Raw genomic sequence first — 25638 nt, 5'->3', positions numbered from 1 at the left:
TTTTTTTTGGGAGAAAACCATGCGCTTACCGATTATTCTCGACACCGATCCGGGTATTGACGACGCGGCGGCGATCGCCGCCGCGCTCTTCTCACCGCAGCTGGATTTGCAACTCATGACGACGGTCGCGGGTAATGTCTCGGTGGAGAAGACGACCCGCAATGCGCTGCAGTTGCTGCATTTCTGGAATGCTGATGTACCACTGGCGCAAGGGGCATCGATGCCGCTGGTGCGTCCGCTGCGCGATGCCGCCTCGGTGCACGGCGAATCCGGCATGGAGGGCTATGATTTCGTCGAGCATAACCGCCAGCCGCTGGCTAAACCGGCTTTTCAGGCAATTCGCGATGCGCTGATGCACGCGCCGGAACCCGTGACACTGGTGGCCATCGGCCCGCTAACCAATATTGCTCTGCTGATTACGCAGTATCCTGAGTGCCTGTTTAATATTCGTCGACTGGTGCTGATGGGCGGCTCGGCCGGTCGCGGCAACTTTACCCCTAACGCCGAGTTTAATATCGCCATCGATCCGGAAGCCGCCGCGAAAGTCTTCCAGAGTGGGTTGGACATTGTGATGTGCGGACTGGATGTCACCAATAAGGCGCTGCTGAGTGCGGACTATCTGGCAACCCTGCCGACGCTCAATCAAACCGGTAAAATGCTTCATGCGCTGTTTAGCCACTATCGCAGCGGCAGTATGAGCAGCGGCCTGAGAATGCACGATCTCTGCGCTATCGCGTGGTTGGTTCGCCCGGATCTATTTATGCTCAAACCCTGCTTTGTAGCGGTGGAGACGCAGGGGACCTGGACGGCCGGCACCACCGTGGTGGATATCGAAGGGCGTTTGGGACAACCGGCCAACGCCCAAGTGGCGCTGGATTTGGATATCACTGGTTTTCAACGTTGGGCGGCGGAGGTTTTCGCTCTCGCGCCGTGACAGGTAAAGCTAGTGTGAATCGACCACATTACACCATAACTCGCTCGCTTCATCCGTCCACATGAGTAGCAATAATGAAGCGAAGCGTTCAGCCGCCGCGGAAAGAGGACGGTTTTTAACGCGAATCATGCCAAGCGTGCGCCTGATGACCGGTTCAACCAGCGGCACGCTGACGACAGCGCTGTTAGCGTGATGCGGCATGGCCAGGCAGGGCAGAGCCGATATGCCAAGCCCCGCCTCGACCAGACCAAGAGAGGTGGATAAATGTCTGACTTCGTAAAACCAATCTAACCTCCACGGTTTATCCTGCAGGCAACTTTCAATAAGTTGCCGATTACCGCTTGAGCGTCTGACGCCAATTAATCTCTGCGAGACGAGCTCGCGCCATTCCACTAATTTTTTACTGGCGAGCGGATGATCCTGCCGGCAAGCCAGCACGAAGGGTTCGTTGACCAGCGGGCTAAATTCGATGTCGGGATGTGTGATGAAGTTCATATTTATTCCAAAATCGACTTCGCCTTTTCTCACCGAAGTCATGCAATTTTCTATACCTTGTTCATAAATTCGAACTTTGATGTGGGGATAGCGCTGATTAAATTGAACGATAGCACGTGGTAAAAAATAAAATACCGCCGTCGGGATACAAGAAAGCGTTACCGTATCATGCACATTCGAAGTCAGGTTGCTGATGTTGAAAATGGCGGCATCTAGGCTGGCAATCAGTGATTTCGCTTTAGGAAGAAGCATTTGTCCTGCCTGGGTGAGCATGATTTTTCGGGTGGTTCGTTCGAAAAGCGGGGTATTAAGATTACTTTCTATTTTCTGTATTTTTCGGGTTAGGGCGGGTTGCGTCAGGTTAAGAACTTCAGCGGCTTTGCTAAATGAACCCAGTTCGGCAACAGTGACAAAGGCTTTCATACCGGATAGTTCATTATTCATTGTTGCTCCGTAATCTGAGATGAATTATTGATATATAGAATGGCCTTGTTAATTATTACCGTGCCGATAGTTATTATTAATGTTTTGTAGGTATAAGTCTTATTTTCATATTTTATCAATCACTATCCGCCTTGCAAGTAGAATCAGATGGTGAACGGTTGTGCGATTAATGAATAATAAAGTAAATAAAAAACTTTAAATACATTAAGTTCATTAAATTCACGCCCCGTTTATTTATTCTTTTTCTTCTATATTTGTAAGGAGCGTGTTATGAAACAAATTCCGTGTGTTCTCATGCGTGGAGGAACGTCAAAAGGGGCTTTTCTTTTAGCGGATGATCTACCTGAAGATATTCAAAAACGTGATGAGGCGTTATTAACCATCATGGGTTCAGGCCATGAACTGGAAATTGATGGTATTGGCGGTGGTAGCCCGCAAACCAGTAAAGTGGCTATTGTCAGTCAATCGTCCAGCCCACAAGCAGACATTGACTATTTATTTGTGCAGGTCATTGTCAATGAACGGCGGGTCGATACCACGCCTAATTGCGGTAATATGCTGTGCGCGGTAGGTGGATTTGCTATCGAAAAAGGTCTCATCGCGGCGAGTTCACCGGTAACGCGGGTGCGTATCAGAAACGTAAATACCAATACCTTTGTCGATGCTGACATTCAAACACCGAACGGCCAGGTCGTTTATGAAGGGAATACCCATATTGATGGCGTTCCCGGGCAGGCGGCTCCCGTTGCTCTGACATTTCTAAACGCCGCCGGGGCGAAGTCGGGCCAACTTTTCCCCACCGGTAACCGGGTCGATATTTTTGATGATATTCGCGTCACGTGTATTGATATGGCGATGCCGATGGTGATTATCCCTGCACACAGTCTCGGTAAAACCGGATATGAATCTGCTGCTGAATTAGACAAGGACAGTGCATTTTTCCAGCGTCTTGAATCTATACGTCAACAAGCTGGCGCGGCAATGGGGTTTGGCGATGTATCCAACATGGTTATACCTAAACCGGTACTGGTTGCTCCACCGCAACACGGCGGAACAATGAGCGTGCGTTATTTCATGCCCCACAGCTGCCATAAGTCTCTGGCGATTACGGGCGCTATCGGTCTGGCGAGTTCTTGTGTTATCGCCGACACCGTGGTTAACGAGCTTACGCGAATGTCTGGTGAAGGATTAATTAGCGTTGAACACCCTAGCGGCAGCATTGAGGTGAACCTAAGTAACGCGAATGGAAATCCTGAAAATATTCGCGCGTCGGTTATTCGTACCGCACGTAAGATTCTTTCTGGCATGGTTTATCTCCCTGAATAACTTAATCAGTGTTCTTCTATAATTTTATTCAGGTAAGGGATCAAAATGGATAAAAAAACAGTATGCAAGCTATTAGTGCTTGTCGCCATCCCATTGCTTATTAGTCTATTTCCGGCTCCAGCGGGATTGACCAAACTGGCTTGGGTGCTATCAGGGATTTATCTGGCGGCGATTGTTGGTTTGGTTATTAAGCCGTTTTCTGAACCGGTAATATTGTTAGTCGCTGTCGCCACATCAATGGTCGTTATTGGCAATTTAGGTGATGGCGTAATAAAATCATCGAGTGTATTAAGTGGCTATGCATCGGGAACTACCTGGCTGGTTTTCTCAGCGTTTACCTTAAGTGCCGCCTTTGTTATTACTGGTTTAGGTAAGCGGATTGCTTATATTCTTATTGGCAAGATAGGGAGTACCACGCTTGGCTTAGGCTATGTTACCGCCTTTCTTGATCTCATCCTTTCCCCCGCAACACCGTCGAATACGGCTCGCGCCGGTGGTATCGTCTTACCTATCATCAATAGCGTGGCTGTTGCGTTAGGCTCGGAACCGGAGCATACGGCAAAACGCGTTGGCCATTATTTGATGATTAACGTCTATATGGTTACCAAAACGACCAGTTATATGTTCTTTACCGCAATGGCTGGGAATATACTGGCGCTCAAAATGATTGAAGATATTTGTCATATCAAATTGAGCTGGGGCGGATGGGCATTAGCCGGAATATTACCAGGCATTATTATGCTGTTATTAACACCGCTCATTACCTATAAGTTATATCCACCAGAGTTAAAGAAAGTGGATAATAAGGCAATTGCCAAAGAAGGTCTTGAGTCTTTAGGGCCGATGACCTTACGTGAAAAAATGCTCTCCTGCCTGTTTGTCATGGCATTAGCCGGTTGGGTATTTAGCAAGTCGCTTGGCGTTAACGAATCAACGGTAGCTATTTGCGTCATGGCATTGATGCTGGTGTTAAAAATCGTCACCTGGGATGATGTTATAAAAAATAAAGGGGGTTGGAATACCCTGATTTGGTACGGTGGGATTATTGGTTTGAGTTCGCTGTTGTCCAAAGTGGGCTTTTTCTTGTGGTTAGCTGAATTGTTGAAGGACAATATTTCGTTTGGCAGTCATAGCACTCTGGCTTTCGTGGTTATTGTAGCATTAAGCATTCTGGTGCGTTATTTCTTCGCTTCAGGCAGCGCGTATATTGTGGCAATGGTACCGGTGTTTGCGATGTTAGCGAATGTTTCCGGTGCGCCAGTGATGTTAACCGCATTAGCCCTACTGTTTAGTAATTCGTATGGCGGTATGGTCACCCATTATGGCGGCGCCGCTGGCCCGGTGATATTTGGCGTTGGTTATAATGATATTAAGTCCTGGTGGATTGTCGGCGGTATATTGGCTCTGCTGACGTTCATCCTGCATATCACCATCGGGGTATGGTGGTGGGAGTTATTAATGTACTGGAAGGTAATCTAATAAATTAAATATTGATTTTAATCTTTTTTATAATCTGCGTTCATGGAACAAGGATATATTTTAAAAACGCTAAATGGAGTGTCGCATTTTTATGTCTCCAGTAACAATTACATTGTCACTATTGTTATTTTCAATTGTGATGTTTATTTGGGAGAAAATCCCGCTGGCGGCGACCGCGATGATCGTATGCATTGTCCTGGTCGTAACCGGCGTGTTTGATGTGAAAACGGCCTTCTCGGGGTTTATTAACCAGAATGTCATTTTATTTGTCGCCATGTTTGTGGTTGGCGGCGCCTTATTCGAAACTGGCGTCACAGATAAAATTGGAGGAATAGTTACCCGTTACGCTCGGTCGGAGAAGCAACTCATCGTTATTATCATGTTGGTTTGCGGAATACTCTCCGGCTTTCTGTCTAACACGGGAACGGCCGCGGTACTGATCCCCGTAGTTATCGGCGCCGCGGTGAAGTCTGGCTATGCGCAATCTCGTTTGTTGATGCCATTAGCGTTTGCGTCGGCGCTGGGTGGAAACTTATCGCTTATTGGCTCGCCGGGTAATTTGATCGCCCAGTCGGCGCTGGAACAAGTCGGGCAACGCTTCGGTTTTTTCGAGTATGCCAAACTGGGTATCCCTATGCTGCTTTGCGGGATCATCTACTTTTTGACAATAGGTTATAAATTGTTACCGGCACAATCTGTGCGTGCCGAGGGAAAAGCAGAAAAGAGCAGGAAAGTTGACTGTCCTAAATACAAGCAAGTTATTGCGGTTTTAGTGTTGGTATTTACTGTACTGGGCATGATTTTTGAGAGCGTCATTGGTTTGCCAATTGCAATTATTGGTTCAATTGGCGCCTTATTTTTGGTTATTACGCGAGTGATTACTGAAAAACAGGCCTACCAGTCAATTGACTCACAGACGATTTTTCTGTTTGGCGGTACTTTAGCTTTAGCGAAAGCACTCGAAACCACTGGCGCGGGTGAAATCATGGCCCGTTCTATTATCGATCTGCTGGGTCAACAGGCTTCACCGTTCTTACTGTTAAGTGCTGTGTTAATCATATCCTGTGTATTAACGAACTTCATGTCGAATACCGCAACAGCGGCCTTGCTGATTCCTATTGGTCTGTCTATTGCGAATTCCATGGGGGCCGATCCGCGAGCGGTGCTAATGGCTATTGTCATTGGTTGTTCATGTGCTTATGCGACCCCGGTGGGGACGCCGGCGAATATGATGATTTTTTCCGCCGGAGGATATCGGTTTATGGATTATGTCAGGGTCGGATTACCGCTGATTATTATATCTGTGGTGGTGAGCTTTATTTTACTGCCGATATTTTTTCCTTTCTATTCGTAATAATACGGATAAAAGCATCGCCTAATTATTTAATCTATCTGAAGGACATAAGTCATGATTAAATTACATGATAGTGGGGTATATTTATCCCATCAGCATGGGATTATCCCAGAACAGGAATGCGCCAATCCTGTCGCCAAAGAGATTGCACGAAAGGGAACCATAGCATGGTCAATTTTGTCATCTCATAGCCACTCGGGAGATGAACAGAAATTAAAAATTAAATTTGATTCTATGACCTCCCATGACCTTACCTTTGTTGGCATCATCCAGACGGCAAAAGCCTCCGGCATGACCCGCTTTCCATTGCCGTATGTTTTAACCAACTGCCACAATTCACTTTGTGCGGTGGGAGGAACCATTAACAGCGACGATCATATTTTTGGTCTCACTTCCGCGCAGAAATATGGCGGGATTTACGTTCCGCCACATATTTCGGTTATTCACCAGTATATGCGTGAAATGATGGCTGGTAGCGGCCAAATGATACTGGGATCGGATAGTCATACGCGTTATGGCGCGCTGGGGACGATGGCCGTCGGTGAAGGCGGCGGTGAGCTAGTTAAACAACTGCTGGGAAACACCTGGGATATTGATTATCCCGATGTCGTCGCGGTGTATTTAACTGGCAAACCTGCCGCTGGCGTTGGCCCTCAGGATATTGCGTTGGCATTAATTGGCGCGGTATTCAAAAACGGTTATGTGAAGAACAAAGTGATGGAATTCGTTGGTCCCGGCGTGGCCAGTATGTCGACCGACTATCGAAACAGTATTGATGTCATGACTACTGAGACGACCTGCTTATCCTCTATCTGGCAGACCGATGAAGAGACGCGGCATTTTTTACGCCTTCATGGTAGAGAGAAAGATTATCGTGCGCTGTCAGCAAAAGAGATGGCCTACTACGATGGTTGTATCGAAATCGATTTAAGTACCATCAAGCCGATGATCGCGCTACCGTTTCATCCAGCCAATGTCTATGAAATTGATACACTTAATCAGAATTTACCGGACATTTTACGCCAGGTTGAAATTGAAGCTGAGAAAATCTCGCTTGGGCGCGCGAAGCTGTCTCTGTTGGACAAAATAGAGAACGGTAAATTACGCGTTCAGCAGGGTATTATTGCTGGTTGCGCCGGGGGCAACTATGTCAACGTCGTACAGGCGGCGAATGCCCTGAGGCATCACTCCTGTGGCGATAATATTTTCTCGCTTTCAGTTTACCCCTCCTCACAACCGGTGCTGATGGCGTTAACGAAGAAGGGAATGATCAATGACTTAATGAGTGCGGGCGCCATTATTCGTACCGCGTTCTGCGGTCCTTGCTTCGGCGCCGGTGATACCCCGATGCATAATGGCTTAAGTATCCGTCATACGACGCGAAACTTTCCGAACCGTGAAGGTTCCAAGCCGGGAAATGGGCAGATGTCGGCGGTGGCATTGATGGACGCGCGTTCAATTGCCGCGACGGCCGCTAACGGGGGATTGTTAACCTCGGCGGCGGAGCTCGATTGCTGGCATGATGCTCCGGAATATGAATTTGATGTTTCCCCCTATAAAAACCGGGTTTATCAGGGATTCGTTAAAGGCGCTACGCAGCAGCCGCTAATCTATGGCCCGAATATAAAAGATTGGCCGGAAATGAATGCATTAACGGATAATGTTCTGTTAGTGGTCGCCGCAAAGATAATGGATCCGGTAACGACTACCGACGAGCTGATACCGTCAGGGGAAACATCATCGTTTCGTTCGAACCCCCTGGGGCTGGCGGAATTTACGCTCTCCCGTCGCGATCCGCAGTATGTGGGGCGGGCTAAAAAAATTGCCGTTATGGAGCAACAACGCGTTAAGGGTGAAGATCTTTGCCGTTTAAATCCACAGCTGGAAAATATATTTTCCCAGATACGTCTGCTACCGGGTCAGGAAAATATTAGCGCGGCACAGACTGAGATAGGTAGCATGATCTATGCGGTCAAACCCGGTGATGGCTCAGCGCGAGAGCAGGCCGCTAGCTGCCAGCGCGTGCTTGGCGGGCTTGCCAATATTAGCCAGGAGTATGCGACCAAGCGCTATCGTTCCAATGTGATTAACTGGGGGATGCTGCCGCTGCAGATGAAAGAGGCGCCTGATTTCGAGGTCGGCGATTTTATTTATATCCCGGCAATAAAAAGCGCACTAACCGGTGAGTTTAGTGATATCACCGCTTTTGTAGTCAGCGATAATCGACCTGTGAAGCAGATAACGCTTTATATGGAGAAATTAACCTCGTCGGAGCAGGAGATTATTAAGGCCGGTGGTCTTATTAATTATAATAGAAATCAATTAATCCTCGCTAATTAATATCTGGTCATGCTGGCAGTGTTTCTCTGCCAGCAATCTTTTCAACATTAATATATCTTTTCTTGTGCCAGCACATTAATTTATGCTGAAGCGTTGTTTAGGCTAAGGAGTGTTTGGTTTGAAGGGGGCTCCGATGTGCCCCGCTGTCATTAATTCGTTCTCATGGAGAGAATATCATGACCTATGGACAGGCCTATCTTAAAGGCTGGAAACAGGCTTTTAATTTCGTTGGACGCTCTGACCGCCGTGAGTTCTGGTCATTTTTTCTTATCAACGCCCTGATTGTGGCAACCCCTTTACTCATCTGGTATCTGGCTACGCTTTATGACTACCGGTATGGCGTTTTGAGTCTGTTTCTCTTCCCGTTGGCTTTTGTGCTTCATTTACCGATGATTATCCCAATATTGGCGGTAGGTTTTCGCCGGATGCATGATATTGGCCGCTCTGGTTTCTGGTTTTTACCGGGGATCGTTTTCCCGGTGTTTATTATTTTATCTTTGGCAATGTGCTGCCTGCGTTCAGCGCCGGAACCGTCTCGCTAAGAAAATCAATCATTGCCCGCATTCTGGCGGGCATATGCTTATGCCCCGCCCATAACAGCCACAGATTGCCAGAGTAGCTGCTGATAAACTCCCACTCCGCCAGTACCTGCACGATTTCACCCTTTGCCAGCGCTTCACGGGCGGTAAACAGTGGCAGACTGCCAATCCCCAGATGCTGTTTAACCGCATCAAGACGCACCGCAGTGTGGTTAGCGGCGTAGCGTCCGTACGTCTGCACCGTTTCGTTTTTGCCTTCGCGGCGAAATTTCCAACGCGCGTCGGCGGGCGTTTCGCCAAGACTGATACAGCTATGCGCGCGCAGATCCTGCGGGGTACGCGGCATTCCGTGGCGCTGTAAGTACTCTTTGGTGGCGCAGATGACATGAACGATCGGCATCAGCGGTTTGCCATGCAGTACAGGGGAAGGGGTATGGGTAATACGCAGCGCGAGATCGATGCCGTCATCAATAAAGTCGAGATCGCGATCTTCTAAACGTAAACAGACGTCAACCTGCGGATAACGGTTGAAAAAGTCGATCATTAGCGGATGAATGACAAAGCGCCCGACGGCTTTTGGTACGCTCAGCGTGAGTTTACCCTGCGCCACCGTCTGGGTACTTCCGGCGCAGTCCATAGCCTGGCGCGCCGCTTCCAGCATTTCCAGCGCATGTTCATATACCGCTTTCCCGGCATCGCTCAGCCGCAGCTTGCGGGTGGTTCGATGCAACAGTTTGCAGCGCATCTCCTGTTCCAGCCGCGAGACGCTGCGACTGACGGCGGATGGCGTAATCCCGCTCTGACGGGCGACGGCGGAAAAGCTGCCTTGTTCGACAATCTGTACGAAGAGGGCGAGGTCGGGGAGAAGGTTCAGATTCATTTGTGCCCTCAAAGCAAAAGTGCATTGGTTGTGGAGGCCATTATCGCGGTCAATATTATCAATATACTGTGCTGACAGAGAGGAGAACAATCATGACTGAACGTGTTTATTACGCCAGCGACGCCACCGAAGGGCGCGCACAAATTATCAGCTGCAGCGCTGAAGCCGATGGTGGTTATGCCATTGAACTTGATCGCACGTTGTTCCATCCGCAGGGCGGCGGGCAGCCGTCCGATCGCGGCTGGATCGATGAGCGGCCCGTAATGGCGGTCACGACGCGCGGCGATAGTGTCCTGCATATCGTTGCCCAGCCGCTGCCGTTAGGCGAGGTGGAGATACGAATTGATGCGCCTGTGCGGCAACGGCATGCCCGTTTGCACTCTGCTGGTCACTTGCTGGGACTGGCCGGCGAGCAGTTCGGCTGGCGACCGGTGAAGGCGCATCACTGGCCGGGAGAGGGACGGATTACGTTTGCTGCCGGCGCTGGCGCCGCGTTACCGGAAGCCAGCGCGCTGCTGGCGCAGGTGAGCGCGTGGCAGAAGCAGGATTTACCGCGCCGCATCACCTTCGCTAATGGCCTGCGCGCCGTAGGATTCGGCGAACTGCCGGTTTATCCCTGTGGCGGTACCCATGTCGCTAGTCTGGCGGCGTTGGGAAATATCGTCATCAGCCAGCTGAAAATGAAAAAAGGGCAGATGATCGTCAGCTATACCCTCGAATAAGCGTTTCAGACGTGCTCAGGGTAGGGATGTTTGCCGCGATAAATGCGTTCCGGCCGGCCGACTTTGCCATAACTGATTTCCGCTTCCAGAAAATCGTTTTTAACGCCTTGTTCGAGATAACGGCGGGCAGTGGTTTTACTGCTGCCGAGGATGCGGGCCAGAGAGTCGGCGGTATGCACGACTTCCGGGTCGGAGAACAGCTGCAGCACGCGGTGAAAGGTGCTTTCATCGATCCCGCGCAGCGGCGCGTCAGCAGGTTCAGTGTGCTCGCGAGCCTGGATATTAAACAGGGCGTCGACGTGGGTCTGGCTGGCCTGTTCGCTCGAACGCAATGAGCTGCGGTAGCGGGCGAAACGCTCGAGCGTATGTTGTAAACGTTGATAGTGTACGGGCTTAATCAGGTAATCGAATACTCCCAGTCGCAGGGCTTCGCTGATGGTCTCCATATGATTATCGGCGGTAATAAAAATGATTCGCCCTTTGTAGTTAGTGCTGACAGCGTGGCGAATCAGATCCAACCCCTTGCCGTCAGGGAGAAAGTTATCCAGCAGGATCAGCTGCGGCTGGTAGAGACGCATCAGCTTTTTCGCGCTTTCCAGTTTATCCGCGATGCCGATTACGTTGAACTGGGGGAACTGTTTGATGGTATCCACCAGGATTTCCGCCAGCATAGGTTCGTCTTCAACGATAAGAGTAGTAATGCTATCCATGATGTTCATCTCGGGTCAGGGGGATATAAAGGGTAAAGATGGTGCCAAAGGGAATGTTATTTTCGACGACGATAGTGCCGCCTGCTTGTTCTACGTAACTGCGCACCAGCCAGAGCCCAATACCGTGCTCGGCGCTGGCGCTACTGGTGACGCCACGCTCAAAGATGCGATCGCGTAGCGTCTCGTCAATGCCGCATCCCTGGTCGGCGATCTCGACGATCAGTTCATGACCGTCGCTATTTATTAAACACTCGATCTGCTTCGATCCCAGCGGCTGGCGTAACGAGGCATTGTAGGCGTTATCGAGCAGATTCCCTACGATCGAGATCCATTCGCTGGGAGAAAGCGCGGTGGGAAGGATATCGACGAAGCAGGCGGGGTCGAATACCAGTTCAAGACCAAGCTCTTTGGCCCGATAATATTTACCGATCAGCAGCCCGGCAAGGTGGTTATCCTGGAAATTACGCGCAATAAAATCGAGCACCTTCTGGTGGCTTTCTGACTGTTGCTGAATCAGATCCAGCGCGTGATCGTAGCGTTTAAGAAACAACAGTCCGGCGATGGTCGAGATCAGGTTGCGGTGTTCATGCTGCACGGCGCGCAGATTATCGGCGTACTGCTGTACCTGGCTGAGCTGCAGACTGAGGGTGTTGATATCGTCTTTACTGCGAAAACTGATGACCCAACCCTGTGGGGCATTATTTAAGATCACCGCCATCCGGCTGGCGATCACTTTGATCTGATTAAAAGTGACGATCGCGTCTTTCTTATTCTCATGCGGCGCATCGTAGAAGAAGGCCTCTTGCGCAATGACGCTACTGATCTTTTTACCGATCAGTACGGGCTCCGGCTGGCTTAGATTAAGCAGACGACGGGCGGTCTGATTAATGGCGGTTATCTTATAATTTGAGTCGATGGCGATGAGCCCTTCAAACACCGATTCAAAGAGCACGCTTTGCTGGATGAGCAGCTGCGAGAGCTGCTGGGGCTCCATATTGAGCATTTGCTTTTTGATATGCAGCGAGAAGCGCCGAGCACAGTACAGCAGCAATAGCAGGATAATCGCCATCGGGATCAGTAGCGAGCTTATCTGCAAGCTGAGCCAGTTTTCTAACTGTTCAATGGTATAACCGACCGACACGATGCCGATGACTTTCCCGGTGGCGTCCTGCACCGGCGATTTACCCCGTAATGATGAACCTAGCGAACCTTTGCGTACCGAGACATAGCTTTTGGCGTTATACAGCGCCTCATCGCTATCGCCACCTTCCATTGATTTACCGATTTCGTCCGGGTTGACGTGATAAAGACGCTGCCCGTTGGCATCGCCGACGGTGATGTAGGTGGCGTCTGAGAATGAACGCATGGGGCCGATAAGCTCTTTAATTCTGGCGAGATCGCGCTTCTGTACCGCTTCCACCAGCTCCGGCATTGCTGAAATCTGCATCGCCTGAATCAATGCCCGTTGCCCGACCTGGTAATGAAGACGTTCTTCGGTAATATCTGTTAGATACCAGGACATACCCAGCATGACGACAGTTGAGGTAAATAATATCAGCAGGAAGATGCGGTTCTGAAAGGACCGCCGCGCAAACCAGTGGGTTATTTTTCGGGTGTACATAGGGCCGATAGACATTAAATGGCTAGTTTCCTCGTTTGGCGGTCCGGGTACCTGCAGATGGCGCACAGATCCAAAAAATTCAGAAAAACGCCCGTTCAAAACCATTGAATCGGGCGCTGGTGTGGTAGCCCGGCTAAGGCGCCAGCCGCTATCCGGCAACCTCTCCCCGGTGGCGCTGCGCTTACCGGGGCTACAAACCGGAGCGGACCGGTCGCCCGGATAAGGCGCCAGCCGCTATCCGGGAACCTCTCCCCGGTGGCGCTGCGCTTACCGGGGCTACAAACCGGAGCGGACCGGTCGCCCGGCTAAGGCGCCAGCCGCCATCCGGGATGGACGCCGGCCTACATCGCCAGCACGTACTTGAGCATCACCCCGGCGGCGATCGCCGAGCCGATCACCCCGGCCACGTTCGGGCCCATCGCGTGCATCAGCAGGAAGTTCTGCCCGTCCGCTTCCAGACCCACCTTGTTGGACACCCTCGCCGCCATCGGCACCGCCGATACCCCGGCGGAACCAATCAGCGGGTTGATCTTGTGCTTACTGAACACGTTCATCAGCTTCGCCATGATCACCCCGGCGGCGGTGCCCACGCAGAAGGCGATCACGCCCAGCAGCAGGATCCCCAGCGTCTGCGGCTGCAGGAACTTGTCCGCCACCAGCTTGGCCCCCACCGACAGCCCGAGGAAGATGGTGACGATATTGATCAGCGCGTTCTGCACCGTATCGCTCAGACGATCCACCACCCCGCTTTCGCGCATCAGGTTGCCGAAGCAGAACATCCCCAGCAGCGGCGCGGCGTCCGGCAGCAGCAGCGCCACCAGCAGCAACAGCACCGCCGGGAAGAGGATCTTCTCGCGTTTGCTCACCGTACGCAGCTGCACCATGCGGATCTTCCGCTCTTTGTCGCTGGTCAGCGCCTTCATGATCGGCGGCTGGATCAGCGGCACCAGCGCCATGTAGGAGTAGGCGGCCACCGCGATGGCCCCCAGCAGCTCCGGCGCCAGCTTGCTCGACAGGTAGATGGCCGTCGGGCCGTCGGCGCCGCCGATGATGCCGATGGCCGCCGCCTGCGGCAGGGTGAAGGAGATGAAGCCGAAGTAGTTCAGCGTCAGCGCCCCGAGCACGGTGGCGAAGATCCCGAACTGCGCCGCCGCCCCCAGCAGCAGGGTGCGCGGGTTGGCCAGCAGCGGGCCGAAATCGGTCATCGCCCCGACGCCCATAAAGATCACCAGCGGCGCGATACCCGAGCCAATCGCCACCTTATAGAAGATGGCCAGCACCCCGGAGGAGTAGCCCATGTCCACCGCCAGCGTCTCCATCTGCCCCTGCACCGACGGCAGGGCCAGCGCCAGCGCCTCCTTGATGGCGTGGACGTCCGGCGCGCAGTTGAGCTTCGCGGCAATCACCGCCAGCTGGACCGGGTCGTGGTGGGCCAGCAGGTTTTCCAGCGCGCTCAGCGCCAGCCCGGCCTCCGGGATATTGGAGAGCAGGCCGCCGAAGCCAATCGGCAGCAGCAGTAACGGCTCGAACTTTTTCGCAATCGCCAGCCACAGCAGCAGCAGGCTGACCAGCAGCATCACCGCCTGGCCGGCTCCCAGGTGCATCAGCCCCATGCCCTGAATCAGGGCGTTCAGACTTTCCATTTGCGCTCCTCGTCCTTACGCCAGCTGCAGCAGGGTGTCGCCGACCGCCACCGCATCGCCGGATTTCACCGCGATACCGCGTACGGTACCGGCCTGCGCGGCGCGGATTTCGGTTTCCATCTTCATGGCTTCCAGAATCAGCAGCACCTCGCCTTCCGCCACCGCCTGGCCTTCGCTGGCCAGCACCTTCCAGATGGTGCCCGCCAGCGGCGCGGTCACCGGGGTGCCGGTGCCTGCCGGGGCCGGGGCGGCTGCCTGAACCGGTGCGGAAGACGGAGTGGCCGCCGTCAGCTGGCTGACGTCGCCGCCGTCGCTGACTTTGACCACGAAGGCTTTGCCTTCCACTTCCACGGTGTAGACGCCGGAGGCGGCGGCTTTTGCCGGCGCGGCAGATTTTGCTTCTTCCACCTGCGGCACGGGCTCAAAGGCCGCCGGGTTGTGGCGGTTTTCGAGGAACTTCAGGCCGATTTGCGGGAACAGCGCCACGGTGAGCACGTCGTCGATGGCGTTTTCGGCAAGCGTGATGCCCTTCTCCTGCGCCTGGCGTTTCACGTCGGCTTCAAGCTCCGCCAGCTCCGGCTTCAGCAGGTCCGCCGGGCGGCAGGTGACGGCGTCGGCGCCGTCGAGCACCCGCGCCTGCAGGGCGGCGTTAACCGGCGCCGGGGTGTGGCCGTATTCGCCTTTCAGGATACCGGCGGTCTCTTTCGCGATGGTTTTGTAGCGCTCGCCGCCCAGCACGTTAAGCACCGCCTGGGTGCCGACAATCTGCGAGGTCGGGGTCACCAGCGGGATGAAGCCGAGGTCCTCGCGCACACGGGGGATTTCCGCCAGCACCTCATCCAGACGGTGGGCGGCGCTCTGCTGTTTAAGCTGGCCCTCAAGGTTGGTGAGCATCCCGCCCGGCACCTGGGCGACCAGGATACGGCTGTCGGTGCCTTTCAGCTGGCCTTCGAAGGCGTGGTATTTTTTGCGCACCTCGCGGAAGTACGCGGCGATGCTCTCCAGTTTGTGGATATCGAGGCCGGTGTCGTAGCGGGTCCCGGCGAGGGTGGCCACCAGCGCTTCGGTGGCCGGGTGGCCGTAGGTGGCGCTCATCGAGGAGATGGCGGTATCGACGCCGTCGACGCCGGCTTCAATAGCCTTCAGCAGCGCCATCTCCGCCATGCCGGTGGTGGCGTGGCAGTGCAGGTGCAGGGTGACGGCAAAGCGTTTTTTGATTTCGCTGACCAGCTCAAAGGCGGCATGCGGGGTGAGGATACCGGACATGTCCTTGATGGCGATGGAGTCGACGCCGGTCTCCAGCAGCTGTTCGGTGAGGTCGAGCCAGGTCTGCAGGGTGTGTGCCGGGCTGGTGGTGTAGCTGAGTGTGCCCTGGGCGTGGGCGCCGTGGCTGCGCACCGCCTGCAGGGCGGCTTTCATGTTGCGCGGGTCGTTCATGGCATCGAAAACGCGGAACACGTCCATGCCGTTTTTGACGGCGCGCTCGACAAAGCGCTCCACCACGTCGTCGGCGTAGTGGCGGTAGCCGAGCAGGTTCTGGCCGCGGAGCAGCATCTGCAGCGGGGTTTTCGGCATCGCCTTTTTCAGTTCGCGCAGGCGGACCCACGGGTCCTCGCCGAGGAAGCGGATGCAGGCGTCAAAGGTGGCGCCGCCCCAGCATTCCAGCGAGCGGTAGCCGACGTCATCCAGCTGAGCGGCGACGGGGAGCATATCGTCAAGGCGCAGACGGGTGGCGAACAGGGACTGGTGGGCGTCGCGCAGGACGACATCGGTAATGGCAACGGTCATGAATTCCTCCGTGAATTAAGGATTAAGGCGGCGATGGTGGTGAATGGCGGCGACAATCGCCGGTTTTAAGCGGGCGAAGTCGTCAGCGGGCGCGACGGCGGCCGGCGCCGCTTTGGGTGCGGCAGGCGGCTCAGGGAACAGACGGGTAACAGCGAGAGACATCCCCCGGATGGCGAAAATGAGCAGCAGCAGAAACGCCAGCACGAAGCCCATGCCAAGAAACATCAGGGTGAAGCCTTCGCCTAACAGCGCAGCATCAGTCATACAAAATCTCGTATAAGGGCACGATGACGCGTTGGTTGGCGAGGTTGTCGACGCTTCCGGCTAAGGAGCAGGGTAGATTTCCCGCAGCCGCCCCCGGCGCTGGTCCCTGACTGGGTCAACTTCTTCGGCCGCTCAACGGCGCCATCGTGCGTGTGGGTTAAATCATCATGCCGAACACGATGCTGGCGATGACCAGCACAATACCGCCGCCCAAACGGGAGGAGATTTGTGCATAAGAGATAAGGCTCATACGGTTACAGGCGGAAAGGACTTCCAGGTCGCCGGAACCGCCGCGGTTAGCCATACACAGGCCTGCGGTGATCGCTGATTCAATCGGGAAGAAGCCCATCATCCAGCCGCCGATCGCCGCGCCGAGCACTGCGCCGATAACGATTACGGCGGCGATAACGACGTTATAGACAGTAATGGCATTGATGATTTCCTGCAGGTCGGTGTAGCAAACGCCGACGCCGACCATCAGTACCCACAGCAGCTGTTTAGAGAAGAAATCAGACAGACGCTTGGCGCCGGCTTTGATTTCCGGTGAGCACAGGTCGGAGGCGTTCAGCGCCGCAACGATCAGTACCATCCATGCGAAGTAGTGAATCGAAACGCCGCCAATGCTTGGCAGGATTTTCTTCGCGACGACGTATGCCAGCAGGAAACAGGTCGTGGAAAGCACCAGACCAACGGCGGTTTCACGATGCGTGATTTGTCCCGCTTTCTCGTCTTCTTCGACTTTGAACGAGGCTTTACGCACCAGTTCGCCTTCGCCGCTCAGCCAGGTGTATTTTTTGCCGATGATATCGAGGACTGCGGCGAAGACGATGGCGAAAATGTTAGCGATGGTCAGAATAGCGATGGCGGTTGAGTAGTACTCATCACGTGAACGACCGGTGACGGAGTGATAAATCTCCGACAGCGGAACCGCGCCCGCACCGTTGCCGCCGCCCATGATCGGCAGGACGTACAGCATCATGATGCGATCTACCGGAATACCGAACACCAGACCGATAGCGATGCCGAAAATCGACGCGCCGACAATGCCCATCAGGATGGTTGGAATATAGCCGAGCAGCGATTTCAGCAGCAGACGGCGGTTTACCGACAGAATCGCCCCGGTAATTAATACCGCGATGAATAAGTTAAGGAAGTTACTTTCATCCATAACGTTGCTGATAGCATCGATTTCTTTTTGCGTGAAAATACCGGCATAAACAAAATAAGCGGCGACCAGGAAAATCATTACCGGGGCGCCACCTATATATTTGTTGAATATTGGTAGACGTTTGCCAATTTCGCCGAATATGGCGCCGATAATAAACATGATGGCAAAGCCGCCAACGATGTCGGTGGGTAAAGCGTTATAAAAATGTGAAAGTAATAGCGTAATTAACGCAAACGCGTAAAGGGGGAGCGGCATGCCGAAGATTTTAAATCCCAGCAGGTCGCTAACGCCCTTTTTCTCCGTTGCCGGAGCCTGACTCATGTTGGTCATAAACGTTTTCCTGTTTATTGATGGAGTAGTAATACCGGCGCATAGTAATAAATAGACTTAGTGGTAAGGTGTGATTGCCTTCACTGAATACTCGTGTTTTTTATTAATTTAATTATTTTTATTATTCTGAATTAATTAACAACATAAAAACCATAAAGCTAATTAAGCCACGGGGAAAACTGTGACTTAAATACAAGTATCAATAGTCGAACGCTGGCGAAATACAGTTCGTTTTAGAATAACGAAGCGCTAAAAAATGACTCTGATATTAAAACGCGTTCAGCTATTAAAGGATCAACCGCGGCGAGAGGCGATCGATCGGTTTCTTCATCAGCATCAGTTGTCGTTAGAAACCGATTGCGAGATGGCAATCGTTGCGGAGTATCGGCAACGGCTGGTCGGCTGCGGCGCCATTGCCGGTAATGTACTGAAATGCATCGCCGTCGATCCCTCGCTACAGGGGGAGGGGCTGAGCCTTAAATTATTGACCGAACTCCTGACGCTGGCCTATGAACTTGGGCGTAGCGAACTGTTTTTATTTACTAAGCCGAGCAATGCCGCGCTGTTCTCCGGCGCCGGCTTCTGGCCGATAGCCCAGGCGGGCGATCGCGCCGTATTGATGGAAAACAGCCGCGAACGTCTGACTCGTTACTGCCGTCAGCTGGCAATGTACCGTCAACCGGGAAAAAAAATCGGCGCTATTGTGATGAACGCCAATCCCTTCACCCTTGGTCACCGCTGGCTGGTGGAACAGGCGGCACGGCAGTGCGACTGGCTGCATCTGTTTGTGGTCAAGGAAGATGCATCCTGCTTTTCCTATCACGATCGCTTCAAGCTGATCGAACAGGGGATTACCGGTATCGACAAAGTGACGCTGCACCCCGGTTCGGCGTATCTGATTTCGCGGGCGACGTTCCCCGGCTATTTCCTGAAAGAGCAGGGCGTGGTCGATGACTGTCACAGCCAGATTGACCTGCAGCTCTTTCGCGAACGTCTGGCCCCGGCGCTGCAGATTACCCATCGTTTTGTCGGCACCGAGCCGCTATGTCCCCTGACTCGTAATTACAACCAACGCATGAAGTCACTGCTGGAAGCGCCAGGCGAGGCGCCGCCCATTGAAGTGGTTGAGCTGACGCGAATCGAAAAAAATGGCGGGCCCGTGTCGGCCTCCCGAGTGCGCGAACTTTATCGGCAGCGCAACTGGCAGGCGGTCGCGGCGTTGGTGCCGCCGGGAACCCTCTCTTTTCTGATGAAACTGGCGGAAAGCGAACATCAAACCGCCTGATTTTTATGCCCTAACTAAGGATTTTCCCCTATGGAAATGAAGATTGACGCCCTGGCCGGCACGCTGGAATCCAGCGATGTAATGGTCAGGATTGGACCGGCGGCGCAGCCGGGCATTCAGCTGGAAATCGACAGCATTGTGAAACAACAGTTTGGCGCCGCGATTGAGCAGGTGGTCAGAGAAACGCTGGCGCAGCTTGGCGTGAACCAGGCCAACGTGGTGGTCGATGATAAAGGCGCGCTGGAATGCGTACTGCGGGCCCGCGTACAGGCCGCAGCGCTGCGGGCGGCGCAACAGTCCCAATTACAATGGAGCCAGCTATGAAACCACGTCGCAGTATGCTGTTCATCCCTGGCGCCAATGCCGCCATGTTAAGCACTTCATTTGTTTACGGCGCCGATGCGGTGATGTTCGACCTTGAAGATGCCGTTTCGCTACGCGAAAAAGATACCGCTCGCCTATTGGTGCATCAGGCGCTGCAGTATCCGCTGTATCAGGATATCGAAACCGTGGTGCGTATTAACCCGTTAAATACGCCATTCGGTCTTGCCGACCTTGAAGCGGTGGTCCGCGCGGGCGTGGATATGGTGCGTCTGCCGAAAACCGACAGTAAAGAAGATATCCATGAGCTGGAAGCGCATGTTGAACGGATTGAGCGCGAATGCGGCCGGGAAGTGGGCAGCACCAAACTAATGGCGGCTATTGAGTCGGCGCTGGGCGTGGTGAATGCGGTAGAGATTGCCCGCGCCAGCCCGCGTCTGGCGGCGATCGCGCTGGCAGCTTTCGACTACGTCATGGATATGGGCACCTCCCGTGGTGACGGTACTGAACTGTTCTATGCCCGCTGCGCCGTGCTGCATGCCGCGCGCGTTGCCGGCATCGCAGCCTATGACGTGGTGTGGTCGGATATCAACAACGAAGAGGGCTTCCTGGCGGAAGCGAATCTGGCCAAAAATCTCGGCTTTAACGGCAAATCGTTGGTTAACCCGCGACAAATTGAACTCCTGCATCAGGTCTATGCCCCGACGCGCAAAGAGGTCGATCACGCGCTGGAGGTGATTGCCGCGGCGGAAGAAGCCGAAACGCGCGGTCTTGGCGTGGTATCGCTGAACGGCAAGATGATCGATGGACCGATTATCGACCATGCTCGCAAAGTGGTGGCGCTCTCGGCTTCCGGTATTCGTGATTAAGGGGAATAAGATGAAAGAGACAGTAACAATGCTTAATCAGCAGTACGTGATGCCGGAAGGGTTAGCGCCTTATGCGGGCGTGACGGCGAAAAGCCCGTGGCTGGCGAGCGAAAGCGAAAAACGTCAGCGTAAAATCTGCGATTCGCTGGAAACGGCGATCCGTCGCTCCGGTTTGCAAAACGGCATGACCATTTCGTTCCACCACGCGTTTCGCGGCGGTGACAAAGTCGTCAATATGGTGGTGGCGAAACTAGCTGAAATGGGCTTTCGCGATCTGACGCTGGCGTCCAGTTCGCTGATCGACGCCCACTGGCCGCTGATCGAGCATATTAAAAACGGCGTGATCCGCCAGATCTACACCTCCGGCCTGCGCGGCAAGCTGGGCGAGGAGATCTCCGCCGGGTTGATGGAAAACCCGGTGCAGATCCACTCCCACGGCGGTCGCGTACAGCTGATTCAAAGCGGCGAGCTGTCGATTGATGTTGCGTTTCTTGGCGTCCCCTGCTGCGATGAGTTTGGTAATGCCAACGGCTTTAGCGGTAAATCACGTTGTGGTTCGCTGGGCTATGCGCGCGTTGATGCGGAACATGCCAAATGCGTGGTGCTGCTGACCGAAGAGTGGGTGGGCTACCCTAACTACCCGGCCAGCATCGCTCAGGATCAGGTCGATCTGATTGTTCAGGTGGACGAAGTCGGCGATCCGGAAAAAATCACCGCTGGCGCGATCCGTCTGACCAGCAACCCGCGCGAGCTGCTGATCGCCCGTCAGGCGGCGAAAGTGGTTGAGCATTCTGGTTACTTTAAAGATGGTTTCTCGCTGCAGACTGGTACCGGCGGCGCCTCGCTGGCGGTGAGCCGCTTCCTCGAAGACAAAATGCGCCGTAACGGCATTACCGCCAGCTTCGGCCTCGGCGGCATCACCGGGACGATGGTTGACCTGCACGAAAAAGGGTTGATTAAAACGCTGCTGGATACCCAGTCGTTCGATGGCGACGCGGCGCGTTCATTAGCGCAGAACCCGAACCACGTAGAGATTTCCACCAATCAGTATGCCAGCCCGGGTTCTAAAGGCGCCTCCTGCGAGCGTTTAAATGTGGTGATGCTCAGCGCGCTGGAAATTGATACCGATTTTAACGTCAACGTGATGACCGGCTCCAATGGCGTGCTGCGCGGCGCATCCGGCGGCCATAGCGATACCGCCGCCGGCGCGGATTTGACCATCATTACCGCGCCGTTAGTTCGCGGCCGTATTCCCTGTGTCGTGGAAAAAGTGCTGACCCGCGTCACGCCGGGAGCCAGCGTAGATGTGCTGGTCACCGACCACGGCATTGCGGTAAACCCGGCCCGCCAGGATCTGATCGACAATTTGCGCAACGCGGGCATTGCGCTGATGACTATTGAGGAACTGCAGCAGCGTGCGGAACTGTTAACCGGCAAACCGCAGCCGATCGAGTTTACCGATCGCGTGGTGGCGGTGGTGCGCTATCGTGATGGCTCCGTTCTTGATGTCATTCGTCAGGTGAAAAACAGCGACTAAACGCAGAGGGGGAAGGGCAATGAGCGAAGTGTTAATCAATCCGCCGCGTTCTCTGCGCGTGACATCGCTGAACGCTGAAGAGGTGGTCAGCGCGGTAGAACGCGCGCTTTTAACCGAAGTTCGCCTGACCCCAAAGCCCGGGTTGGTGGACATTCGTAACACAGGCGCCCATCACGATATGGACCTGGCCTCTTTTGAGGCCAGCACCGCGGTCGTGGCTCCGTGGATGGAGAAATTTTTCATCATGGGCCACGATACCGCGGCTATCGTACCGGAACAGGTGTTAATGATGCTGCGTCCTGTAGGGATGGCCTGCGAGAACGATATGCTGGAGGCCACCGGTGGAGTGAATACCCATCGCGGGGCAATCTTCGCTTTCGGTTTGCTGAGCGCGGCGGCGGGAAGGCTGGTATCGAAAGGCGAACCGATTGAACAGCATCGGCTTTGCGATCAGGTGGCGCGATTCTGTCGCGGCATGGTTATGCAAGAACTCTCTTCCGCCAGCGGCGAACAGTTAAGCAAAGGCGAGGCCCATTTTTTACGTTATGGACTCTCCGGCGCCCGCGGCGAGGCCGAGAGCGGCTTTCGTACCGTGCGTACCCAGGCGCTGCCGGTGTTCAATCGCATGATGGAAGAGACCGGCGACAGCAACCTGGCGCTGCTGCAAACCTTGCTGCATCTGATGGCGTGGAATGATGACACCAATCTGGTCTCGCGCGGCGGGCTTGCGGGCCTGAACTATGTGCAGCAGGAGGCGCAGCGGCTGTTGTGGCAGGGCGGCGTCATGGCTGACGGCGGGCTGGAGGCGCTACGCCAACTCGACGACGAGCTGATTGCTCGCCATCTCAGCCCTGGCGGCAGCGCCGATTTACTGGCGGTAACCTGGTTTTTATCCGCTTTCCCCGCAGGCGCGCTTTTCCCCCTTTGATTGAGTACACAACGCCTTAGCCCGCGTCGCGCGGGCGGGGCGCTACCGTGTCCCCTCCCAATTTTCACTACTTAAACGCCGAATCGCGGCACAATCATATAGTTTTTACTGATATCGACCGCCGTTTGTCATAAATTTCTAATTATCGGCGTTTTTGAGTAGCGGCTATGCAATGGGCTGGTTACTCTGAAAACAATTCACGTGAAGTTAACAAAAGAGAATAGCTATGCAAGATGCACAAATCCGCGTGGCCATCGCCGGCGCGGGCGGCCGGATGGGACGCCAGTTAATTCAGGCTGCGCTGCAGATGGAAGGCGTGGCGCTTGGCGCGGCGCTGGAGCGCAAAGGTTCAAGCCTGGTGGGCAGCGATGCGGGCGAGCTGGCGGGCGCAGGCAAATCAGGCGTTACCGTCCAAAGCAGCCTGGCGGCGGTAAGCAATGATTTCGATGTTTTAATCGATTTTACCCGCCCGGAAGGCACGCTTAACCATCTGGCTTTCTGCCGTCAACACGGCAAAGGGATGGTGATCGGCACCACCGGTTTTGATGATGCCGGAAAGCAGGCGATTAGCGATGCCGCACAGGAAATCGCCATCGTCTTTGCCGCTAACTTTAGCGTTGGCGTCAACGTGTTGTTAAAGCTGCTGGAAAAGGCGGCAAAGGTAATGGGCGATTATACCGATATCGAAATCATCGAAGCGCACCATAGGCATAAAGTGGACGCGCCATCAGGTACCGCGTTGGCGATGGGCGAGGCGATCGCCGGGGCATTGAACAAAGATTTGAAGGACTGCGCCGTCTATAGCCGCGAAGGCCATACCGGCGAACGCGTTCCGGGTACTATTGGTTTTGCTACCGTTCGCGCGGGCGACATCGTCGGCGAACATACGGCGATGTTCGCTGATATCGGCGAACGTATCGAAATTACCCATAAGGCCTCCAGCCGGATGACGTTTGCCAATGGTGCTGTTCGTTCAGCTTTGTGGCTGAAAGATAAGAAAAGTGGTCTTTTCGATATGCGTGATGTGCTTGAACTGAATTCTTTATAATGATTATTACCCATCGTGATGTGGTTATTGCATTCAATATGTAATTGATTGCAAAGGGCAATATTTTATTGCCCTTTTTTATTTTGACTGCTTTTGTGTTTTTTTCTTCTGAAGACATTAAAAAACTATATCTTCCTGATGTTTTTGGTTATTGAATTGTAAATTTTGACCATCTGGTCCACTTTTTTACCCTCCGCTGGCTGATTTTACAGTTTTCCTCGCCCGCAAGCGTTTTCTCAACCAGGTTAGTTGATCTTTTTACCGTGAAAATAGCCCATTGCGCGCCAGTGACGTAAAATAAGGTTAAAAATATCCGCTTTAAGTTGACTTTTACCTGACATCTCTCCAGAATGCCGCCGTTTGCCAAAATTCTGCGGGCAAAAATTTGCATTGATTCAGATTTATGTCTGAATTAATATGCAAATAAAGTGAGTGAATATTCTCTGGAGGGTGTTTTGATTAAGTCAGCGCTTTTGGTTCTGGAAGACGGAACCCAGTTTCACGGTCGGGCCATCGGGGCAACCGGCACGGCGGTTGGGGAAGTCGTTTTCAATACTTCAATGACCGGTTATCAAGAAATCCTCACTGATCCTTCCTATTCCCGCCAAATCGTCACTCTTACTTATCCCCATATTGGAAATGTCGGCACCAACGCCGCCGATGAAGAATCTTCTCAGGTACATGCACAAGGCCTGGTCATTCGCGACCTGCCGCTGATTGCCAGCAACTTCCGCAATACCGAGGACCTTTCTTCTTACCTGAAGCGCCATAACATTGTGGCCATTGCCGATATCGATACCCGTAAGCTGACGCGTTTACTGCGTGAGAAAGGCGCGCAGAATGGCTGCATCATCGCCGGCGATAATCTTGATGCCCAGCTGGCGCTGGAAAAAGCCCAGGCGTTCCCTGGCCTGAACGGTATGGATCTGGCGAAAGAGGTCACTACTGCAGAAACTTACGCCTGGACGCAGGGGAGCTGGACACTGGCGGGCGACCTGCCGGAAGCGAAGGCGGAAAGCGAGCTGCCATTCCACGTCGTGGCTTATGACTTCGGCGCCAAGCGCAACATCCTGCGGATGCTGGTCGATCGCGGTTGTCGCCTGACTATCGTACCGGCGCAAACGTCGGCAGAAGATGTGCTTAAGCTGAATCCGGACGGTATTTTCCTCTCCAACGGCCCTGGCGACCCGGCGCCGTGCGATTACGCCATCGCGGCAATAGAAAAATTCCTCACCACCGATATTCCGGTCTTTGGCATCTGTCTTGGCCATCAGCTGCTGGCGCTGGCGAGCGGCGCGAAGACCATTAAGATGAAATTTGGTCACCACGGCGGCAACCACCCGGTTAAAGATATCGATAACAATGTAGTGATGATTACCGCCCAGAACCACGGCTTTGCCGTTGACGAAGCGACGCTGCCTGCCAATCTGCGCGTGACCCACAAGTCACTGTTCGACGGGACCCTGCAGGGGATCCATCGTACCGACAAGCCGGCGTTTAGCTTCCAGGGTCACCCTGAAGCGAGCCCGGGCCCGCACGATGCCGCGCCGCTGTTCGACCACTTTATCGAGTTAATTGAGCAATACCGTCAGTCCGCGAAATAATCAGGAGTA

At 53.8% G+C, this 25638-nt stretch carries 22 protein-coding genes; 14 read left to right on the top strand and 8 right to left on the bottom strand.

Features of this window, described 5'->3' with window-relative positions; all coding sequences use genetic code 11:
* Window positions 1-19 precede the first annotated feature (19 nt).
* The gene (gene rihC, locus ABLV66_RS21415) at window positions 20-934 is read left to right on the top strand and encodes a ribonucleoside hydrolase RihC (RefSeq protein ID WP_047043966.1); all 915 of its coding nucleotides are present in this window, start codon (window positions 20-22) and stop codon (window positions 932-934) included.
* A gap of 9 nt (window positions 935-943) precedes the next feature.
* On the opposite strand, the gene ABLV66_RS21410 is transcribed toward rihC, so the two are convergent.
* Window positions 944-1873 carry a LysR family transcriptional regulator gene (locus tag ABLV66_RS21410; protein ID WP_045395794.1) on the bottom strand — a complete coding sequence of 310 codons (930 nt, stop codon included), beginning with the start codon at window positions 1871-1873 and terminating at the stop codon, window positions 944-946.
* Between the two features lie 270 nt (window positions 1874-2143).
* On the opposite strand from ABLV66_RS21410, the gene ABLV66_RS21405 reads away from it, so the two are divergent.
* From ABLV66_RS21405 to ABLV66_RS21385, 5 genes are all read left to right on the top strand, one after another.
* Entirely contained in the window at window positions 2144-3199 is a 1056-nt protein-coding gene (locus ABLV66_RS21405; RefSeq protein WP_045395792.1) for a 4-oxalomesaconate tautomerase, read from the top strand.
* 45 nt (window positions 3200-3244) lie between these two features.
* On the top strand, window positions 3245-4678 hold the full coding sequence (locus ABLV66_RS21400; RefSeq protein ID WP_047077991.1) for an anion permease: 1434 nt from the start codon (window positions 3245-3247) through the stop codon (window positions 4676-4678).
* 91 nt (window positions 4679-4769) lie between these two features.
* Window positions 4770-6032, top strand: a complete 1263-nt coding sequence (locus ABLV66_RS21395; protein WP_348876903.1) for an SLC13 family permease — start codon at window positions 4770-4772, stop codon at window positions 6030-6032.
* Window positions 6033-6086: 54 nt separating this feature from the next.
* Window positions 6087-8372 carry a hydratase gene (locus ABLV66_RS21390; protein ID WP_045395784.1) on the top strand — a complete coding sequence of 762 codons (2286 nt, stop codon included), beginning with the start codon at window positions 6087-6089 and terminating at the stop codon, window positions 8370-8372.
* Between the two features lie 176 nt (window positions 8373-8548).
* Window positions 8549-8914 (top strand): DUF805 domain-containing protein, encoded by a 366-nt coding sequence (locus ABLV66_RS21385; RefSeq protein WP_047050152.1) that lies wholly within the window; start codon window positions 8549-8551, stop codon window positions 8912-8914.
* Here the strand turns inward: ABLV66_RS21385 and ABLV66_RS21380 are convergent.
* The gene (locus ABLV66_RS21380; protein WP_348876904.1) at window positions 8859-9791 is read right to left on the bottom strand and encodes a LysR family transcriptional regulator; all 933 of its coding nucleotides are present in this window, start codon (window positions 9789-9791) and stop codon (window positions 8859-8861) included. The two genes, ABLV66_RS21385 and ABLV66_RS21380, sit on opposite strands and share 56 nt — an antisense overlap.
* Before the next feature lie 92 nt (window positions 9792-9883).
* Between ABLV66_RS21380 and ABLV66_RS21375 the strand changes: the two genes are divergently transcribed.
* Window positions 9884-10513 carry an alanyl-tRNA editing protein gene (locus ABLV66_RS21375; RefSeq protein ID WP_348876905.1) on the top strand — a complete coding sequence of 210 codons (630 nt, stop codon included), beginning with the start codon at window positions 9884-9886 and terminating at the stop codon, window positions 10511-10513.
* 5 nt (window positions 10514-10518) lie between these two features.
* Here ABLV66_RS21375 and citB read toward each other — a convergent pair whose 3' ends face one another.
* The 6 genes from citB to citS all read right to left on the bottom strand — a co-directional run bounded on the left by citB (window position 10519) and on the right by citS (window position 18037).
* Window positions 10519-11223, bottom strand: coding sequence for a citrate response regulator transcription factor CitB (gene citB, locus ABLV66_RS21370; RefSeq protein WP_045395773.1), 705 nt, complete (start codon window positions 11221-11223; stop codon window positions 10519-10521).
* On the bottom strand, window positions 11216-12844 hold the full coding sequence (gene citA, locus ABLV66_RS21365) for a citrate sensor histidine kinase CitA (RefSeq protein ID WP_348876908.1): 1629 nt from the start codon (window positions 12842-12844) through the stop codon (window positions 11216-11218). The genes citB and citA overlap by 8 nt, the downstream gene beginning before the upstream one ends.
* A 341-nt stretch (window positions 12845-13185) precedes the next feature.
* The gene (locus tag ABLV66_RS21360; RefSeq protein ID WP_045398370.1) at window positions 13186-14487 is read right to left on the bottom strand and encodes an oxaloacetate decarboxylase subunit beta; all 1302 of its coding nucleotides are present in this window, start codon (window positions 14485-14487) and stop codon (window positions 13186-13188) included.
* A 15-nt stretch (window positions 14488-14502) separates the two neighbouring features.
* Window positions 14503-16275, bottom strand: a complete 1773-nt coding sequence (oadA, locus tag ABLV66_RS21355; protein ID WP_165430612.1) for a sodium-extruding oxaloacetate decarboxylase subunit alpha — start codon at window positions 16273-16275, stop codon at window positions 14503-14505.
* Between the two features lie 15 nt (window positions 16276-16290).
* Entirely contained in the window at window positions 16291-16539 is a 249-nt protein-coding gene (locus tag ABLV66_RS21350) for an oxaloacetate decarboxylase subunit gamma (protein ID WP_320482668.1), read from the bottom strand.
* 157 nt (window positions 16540-16696) lie between these two features.
* Complete coding sequence (citS, locus tag ABLV66_RS21345) at window positions 16697-18037, bottom strand: citrate/sodium symporter CitS (protein ID WP_348876883.1); 1341 nt, start codon at window positions 18035-18037, stop codon at window positions 16697-16699.
* Window positions 18038-18293: 256 nt separating this feature from the next.
* On the opposite strand from citS, the gene citC reads away from it, so the two are divergent.
* The 7 genes from citC (at window position 18294) to carA (ending at window position 25629) form a co-directional block, all read left to right on the top strand.
* Window positions 18294-19322, top strand: coding sequence for a [citrate (pro-3S)-lyase] ligase (gene citC / locus ABLV66_RS21340; RefSeq protein WP_047078153.1), 1029 nt, complete (start codon window positions 18294-18296; stop codon window positions 19320-19322).
* 30 nt (window positions 19323-19352) lie between these two features.
* Window positions 19353-19646, top strand: coding sequence for a citrate lyase acyl carrier protein (gene citD, locus ABLV66_RS21335; RefSeq protein ID WP_045397268.1), 294 nt, complete (start codon window positions 19353-19355; stop codon window positions 19644-19646).
* Window positions 19643-20512: a citrate (pro-3S)-lyase subunit beta gene (gene citE / locus ABLV66_RS21330; RefSeq protein ID WP_348876882.1), complete on the top strand. Its 870-nt coding sequence runs from the start codon at window positions 19643-19645 to the stop codon at window positions 20510-20512. The genes citD and citE overlap by 4 nt, the downstream gene beginning before the upstream one ends.
* Before the next feature lie 10 nt (window positions 20513-20522).
* Complete coding sequence (gene citF / locus ABLV66_RS21325; RefSeq protein ID WP_320482665.1) at window positions 20523-22049, top strand: citrate lyase subunit alpha; 1527 nt, start codon at window positions 20523-20525, stop codon at window positions 22047-22049.
* A gap of 19 nt (window positions 22050-22068) precedes the next feature.
* Window positions 22069-22977, top strand: a complete 909-nt coding sequence (citG, locus tag ABLV66_RS21320; RefSeq protein ID WP_045397274.1) for a triphosphoribosyl-dephospho-CoA synthase CitG — start codon at window positions 22069-22071, stop codon at window positions 22975-22977.
* Window positions 22978-23203: 226 nt separating this feature from the next.
* Window positions 23204-24025 carry a 4-hydroxy-tetrahydrodipicolinate reductase gene (dapB, locus tag ABLV66_RS21315; RefSeq protein ID WP_348876881.1) on the top strand — a complete coding sequence of 274 codons (822 nt, stop codon included), beginning with the start codon at window positions 23204-23206 and terminating at the stop codon, window positions 24023-24025.
* A gap of 455 nt (window positions 24026-24480) precedes the next feature.
* Window positions 24481-25629, top strand: coding sequence for a glutamine-hydrolyzing carbamoyl-phosphate synthase small subunit (gene carA / locus ABLV66_RS21310; RefSeq protein ID WP_015368301.1), 1149 nt, complete (start codon window positions 24481-24483; stop codon window positions 25627-25629).
* Window positions 25630-25638: the final 9 nt, after the last annotated feature.

The organism is Klebsiella sp. CN_Kp073 (genome assembly GCF_040065495.2).
Lineage (GTDB): Bacteria > Pseudomonadota > Gammaproteobacteria > Enterobacterales > Enterobacteriaceae > Klebsiella > Klebsiella aerogenes.
Note: the sequence above shows the minus strand (reverse complement) of the source record. Positions and strands in the feature narration are given on the sequence as shown.

Excerpts from the sequence above, each read along its gene's own strand:
- rihC (WP_047043966.1), top strand. The coding sequence starts at position 20 with ATGCGCTTACCGATTATTCTCGACACCGATCCGGGTATTGACGACGCG.
- ABLV66_RS21410 (WP_045395794.1), bottom strand. The coding sequence starts at position 1,873 with ATGAATAATGAACTATCCGGTATGAAAGCCTTTGTCACTGTTGCCGAA.
- ABLV66_RS21405 (WP_045395792.1), top strand. The coding sequence starts at position 2,144 with ATGAAACAAATTCCGTGTGTTCTCATGCGTGGAGGAACGTCAAAAGGG.
- ABLV66_RS21400 (WP_047077991.1), top strand. The coding sequence starts at position 3,245 with ATGGATAAAAAAACAGTATGCAAGCTATTAGTGCTTGTCGCCATCCCA.
- ABLV66_RS21395 (WP_348876903.1), top strand. The coding sequence starts at position 4,770 with ATGTCTCCAGTAACAATTACATTGTCACTATTGTTATTTTCAATTGTG.
- ABLV66_RS21390 (WP_045395784.1), top strand. The coding sequence starts at position 6,087 with ATGATTAAATTACATGATAGTGGGGTATATTTATCCCATCAGCATGGG.
- ABLV66_RS21385 (WP_047050152.1), top strand. The coding sequence starts at position 8,549 with ATGACCTATGGACAGGCCTATCTTAAAGGCTGGAAACAGGCTTTTAAT.
- ABLV66_RS21380 (WP_348876904.1), bottom strand. The coding sequence starts at position 9,791 with ATGAATCTGAACCTTCTCCCCGACCTCGCCCTCTTCGTACAGATTGTC.
- ABLV66_RS21375 (WP_348876905.1), top strand. The coding sequence starts at position 9,884 with ATGACTGAACGTGTTTATTACGCCAGCGACGCCACCGAAGGGCGCGCA.
- citB (WP_045395773.1), bottom strand. The coding sequence starts at position 11,223 with ATGGATAGCATTACTACTCTTATCGTTGAAGACGAACCTATGCTGGCG.
- citA (WP_348876908.1), bottom strand. The coding sequence starts at position 12,844 with ATGTACACCCGAAAAATAACCCACTGGTTTGCGCGGCGGTCCTTTCAG.
- ABLV66_RS21360 (WP_045398370.1), bottom strand. The coding sequence starts at position 14,487 with ATGGAAAGTCTGAACGCCCTGATTCAGGGCATGGGGCTGATGCACCTG.
- oadA (WP_165430612.1), bottom strand. The coding sequence starts at position 16,275 with ATGACCGTTGCCATTACCGATGTCGTCCTGCGCGACGCCCACCAGTCC.
- ABLV66_RS21350 (WP_320482668.1), bottom strand. The coding sequence starts at position 16,539 with ATGACTGATGCTGCGCTGTTAGGCGAAGGCTTCACCCTGATGTTTCTT.
- citS (WP_348876883.1), bottom strand. The coding sequence starts at position 18,037 with ATGACCAACATGAGTCAGGCTCCGGCAACGGAGAAAAAGGGCGTTAGC.
- citC (WP_047078153.1), top strand. The coding sequence starts at position 18,294 with ATGACTCTGATATTAAAACGCGTTCAGCTATTAAAGGATCAACCGCGG.
- citD (WP_045397268.1), top strand. The coding sequence starts at position 19,353 with ATGGAAATGAAGATTGACGCCCTGGCCGGCACGCTGGAATCCAGCGAT.
- citE (WP_348876882.1), top strand. The coding sequence starts at position 19,643 with ATGAAACCACGTCGCAGTATGCTGTTCATCCCTGGCGCCAATGCCGCC.
- citF (WP_320482665.1), top strand. The coding sequence starts at position 20,523 with ATGAAAGAGACAGTAACAATGCTTAATCAGCAGTACGTGATGCCGGAA.
- citG (WP_045397274.1), top strand. The coding sequence starts at position 22,069 with ATGAGCGAAGTGTTAATCAATCCGCCGCGTTCTCTGCGCGTGACATCG.
- dapB (WP_348876881.1), top strand. The coding sequence starts at position 23,204 with ATGCAAGATGCACAAATCCGCGTGGCCATCGCCGGCGCGGGCGGCCGG.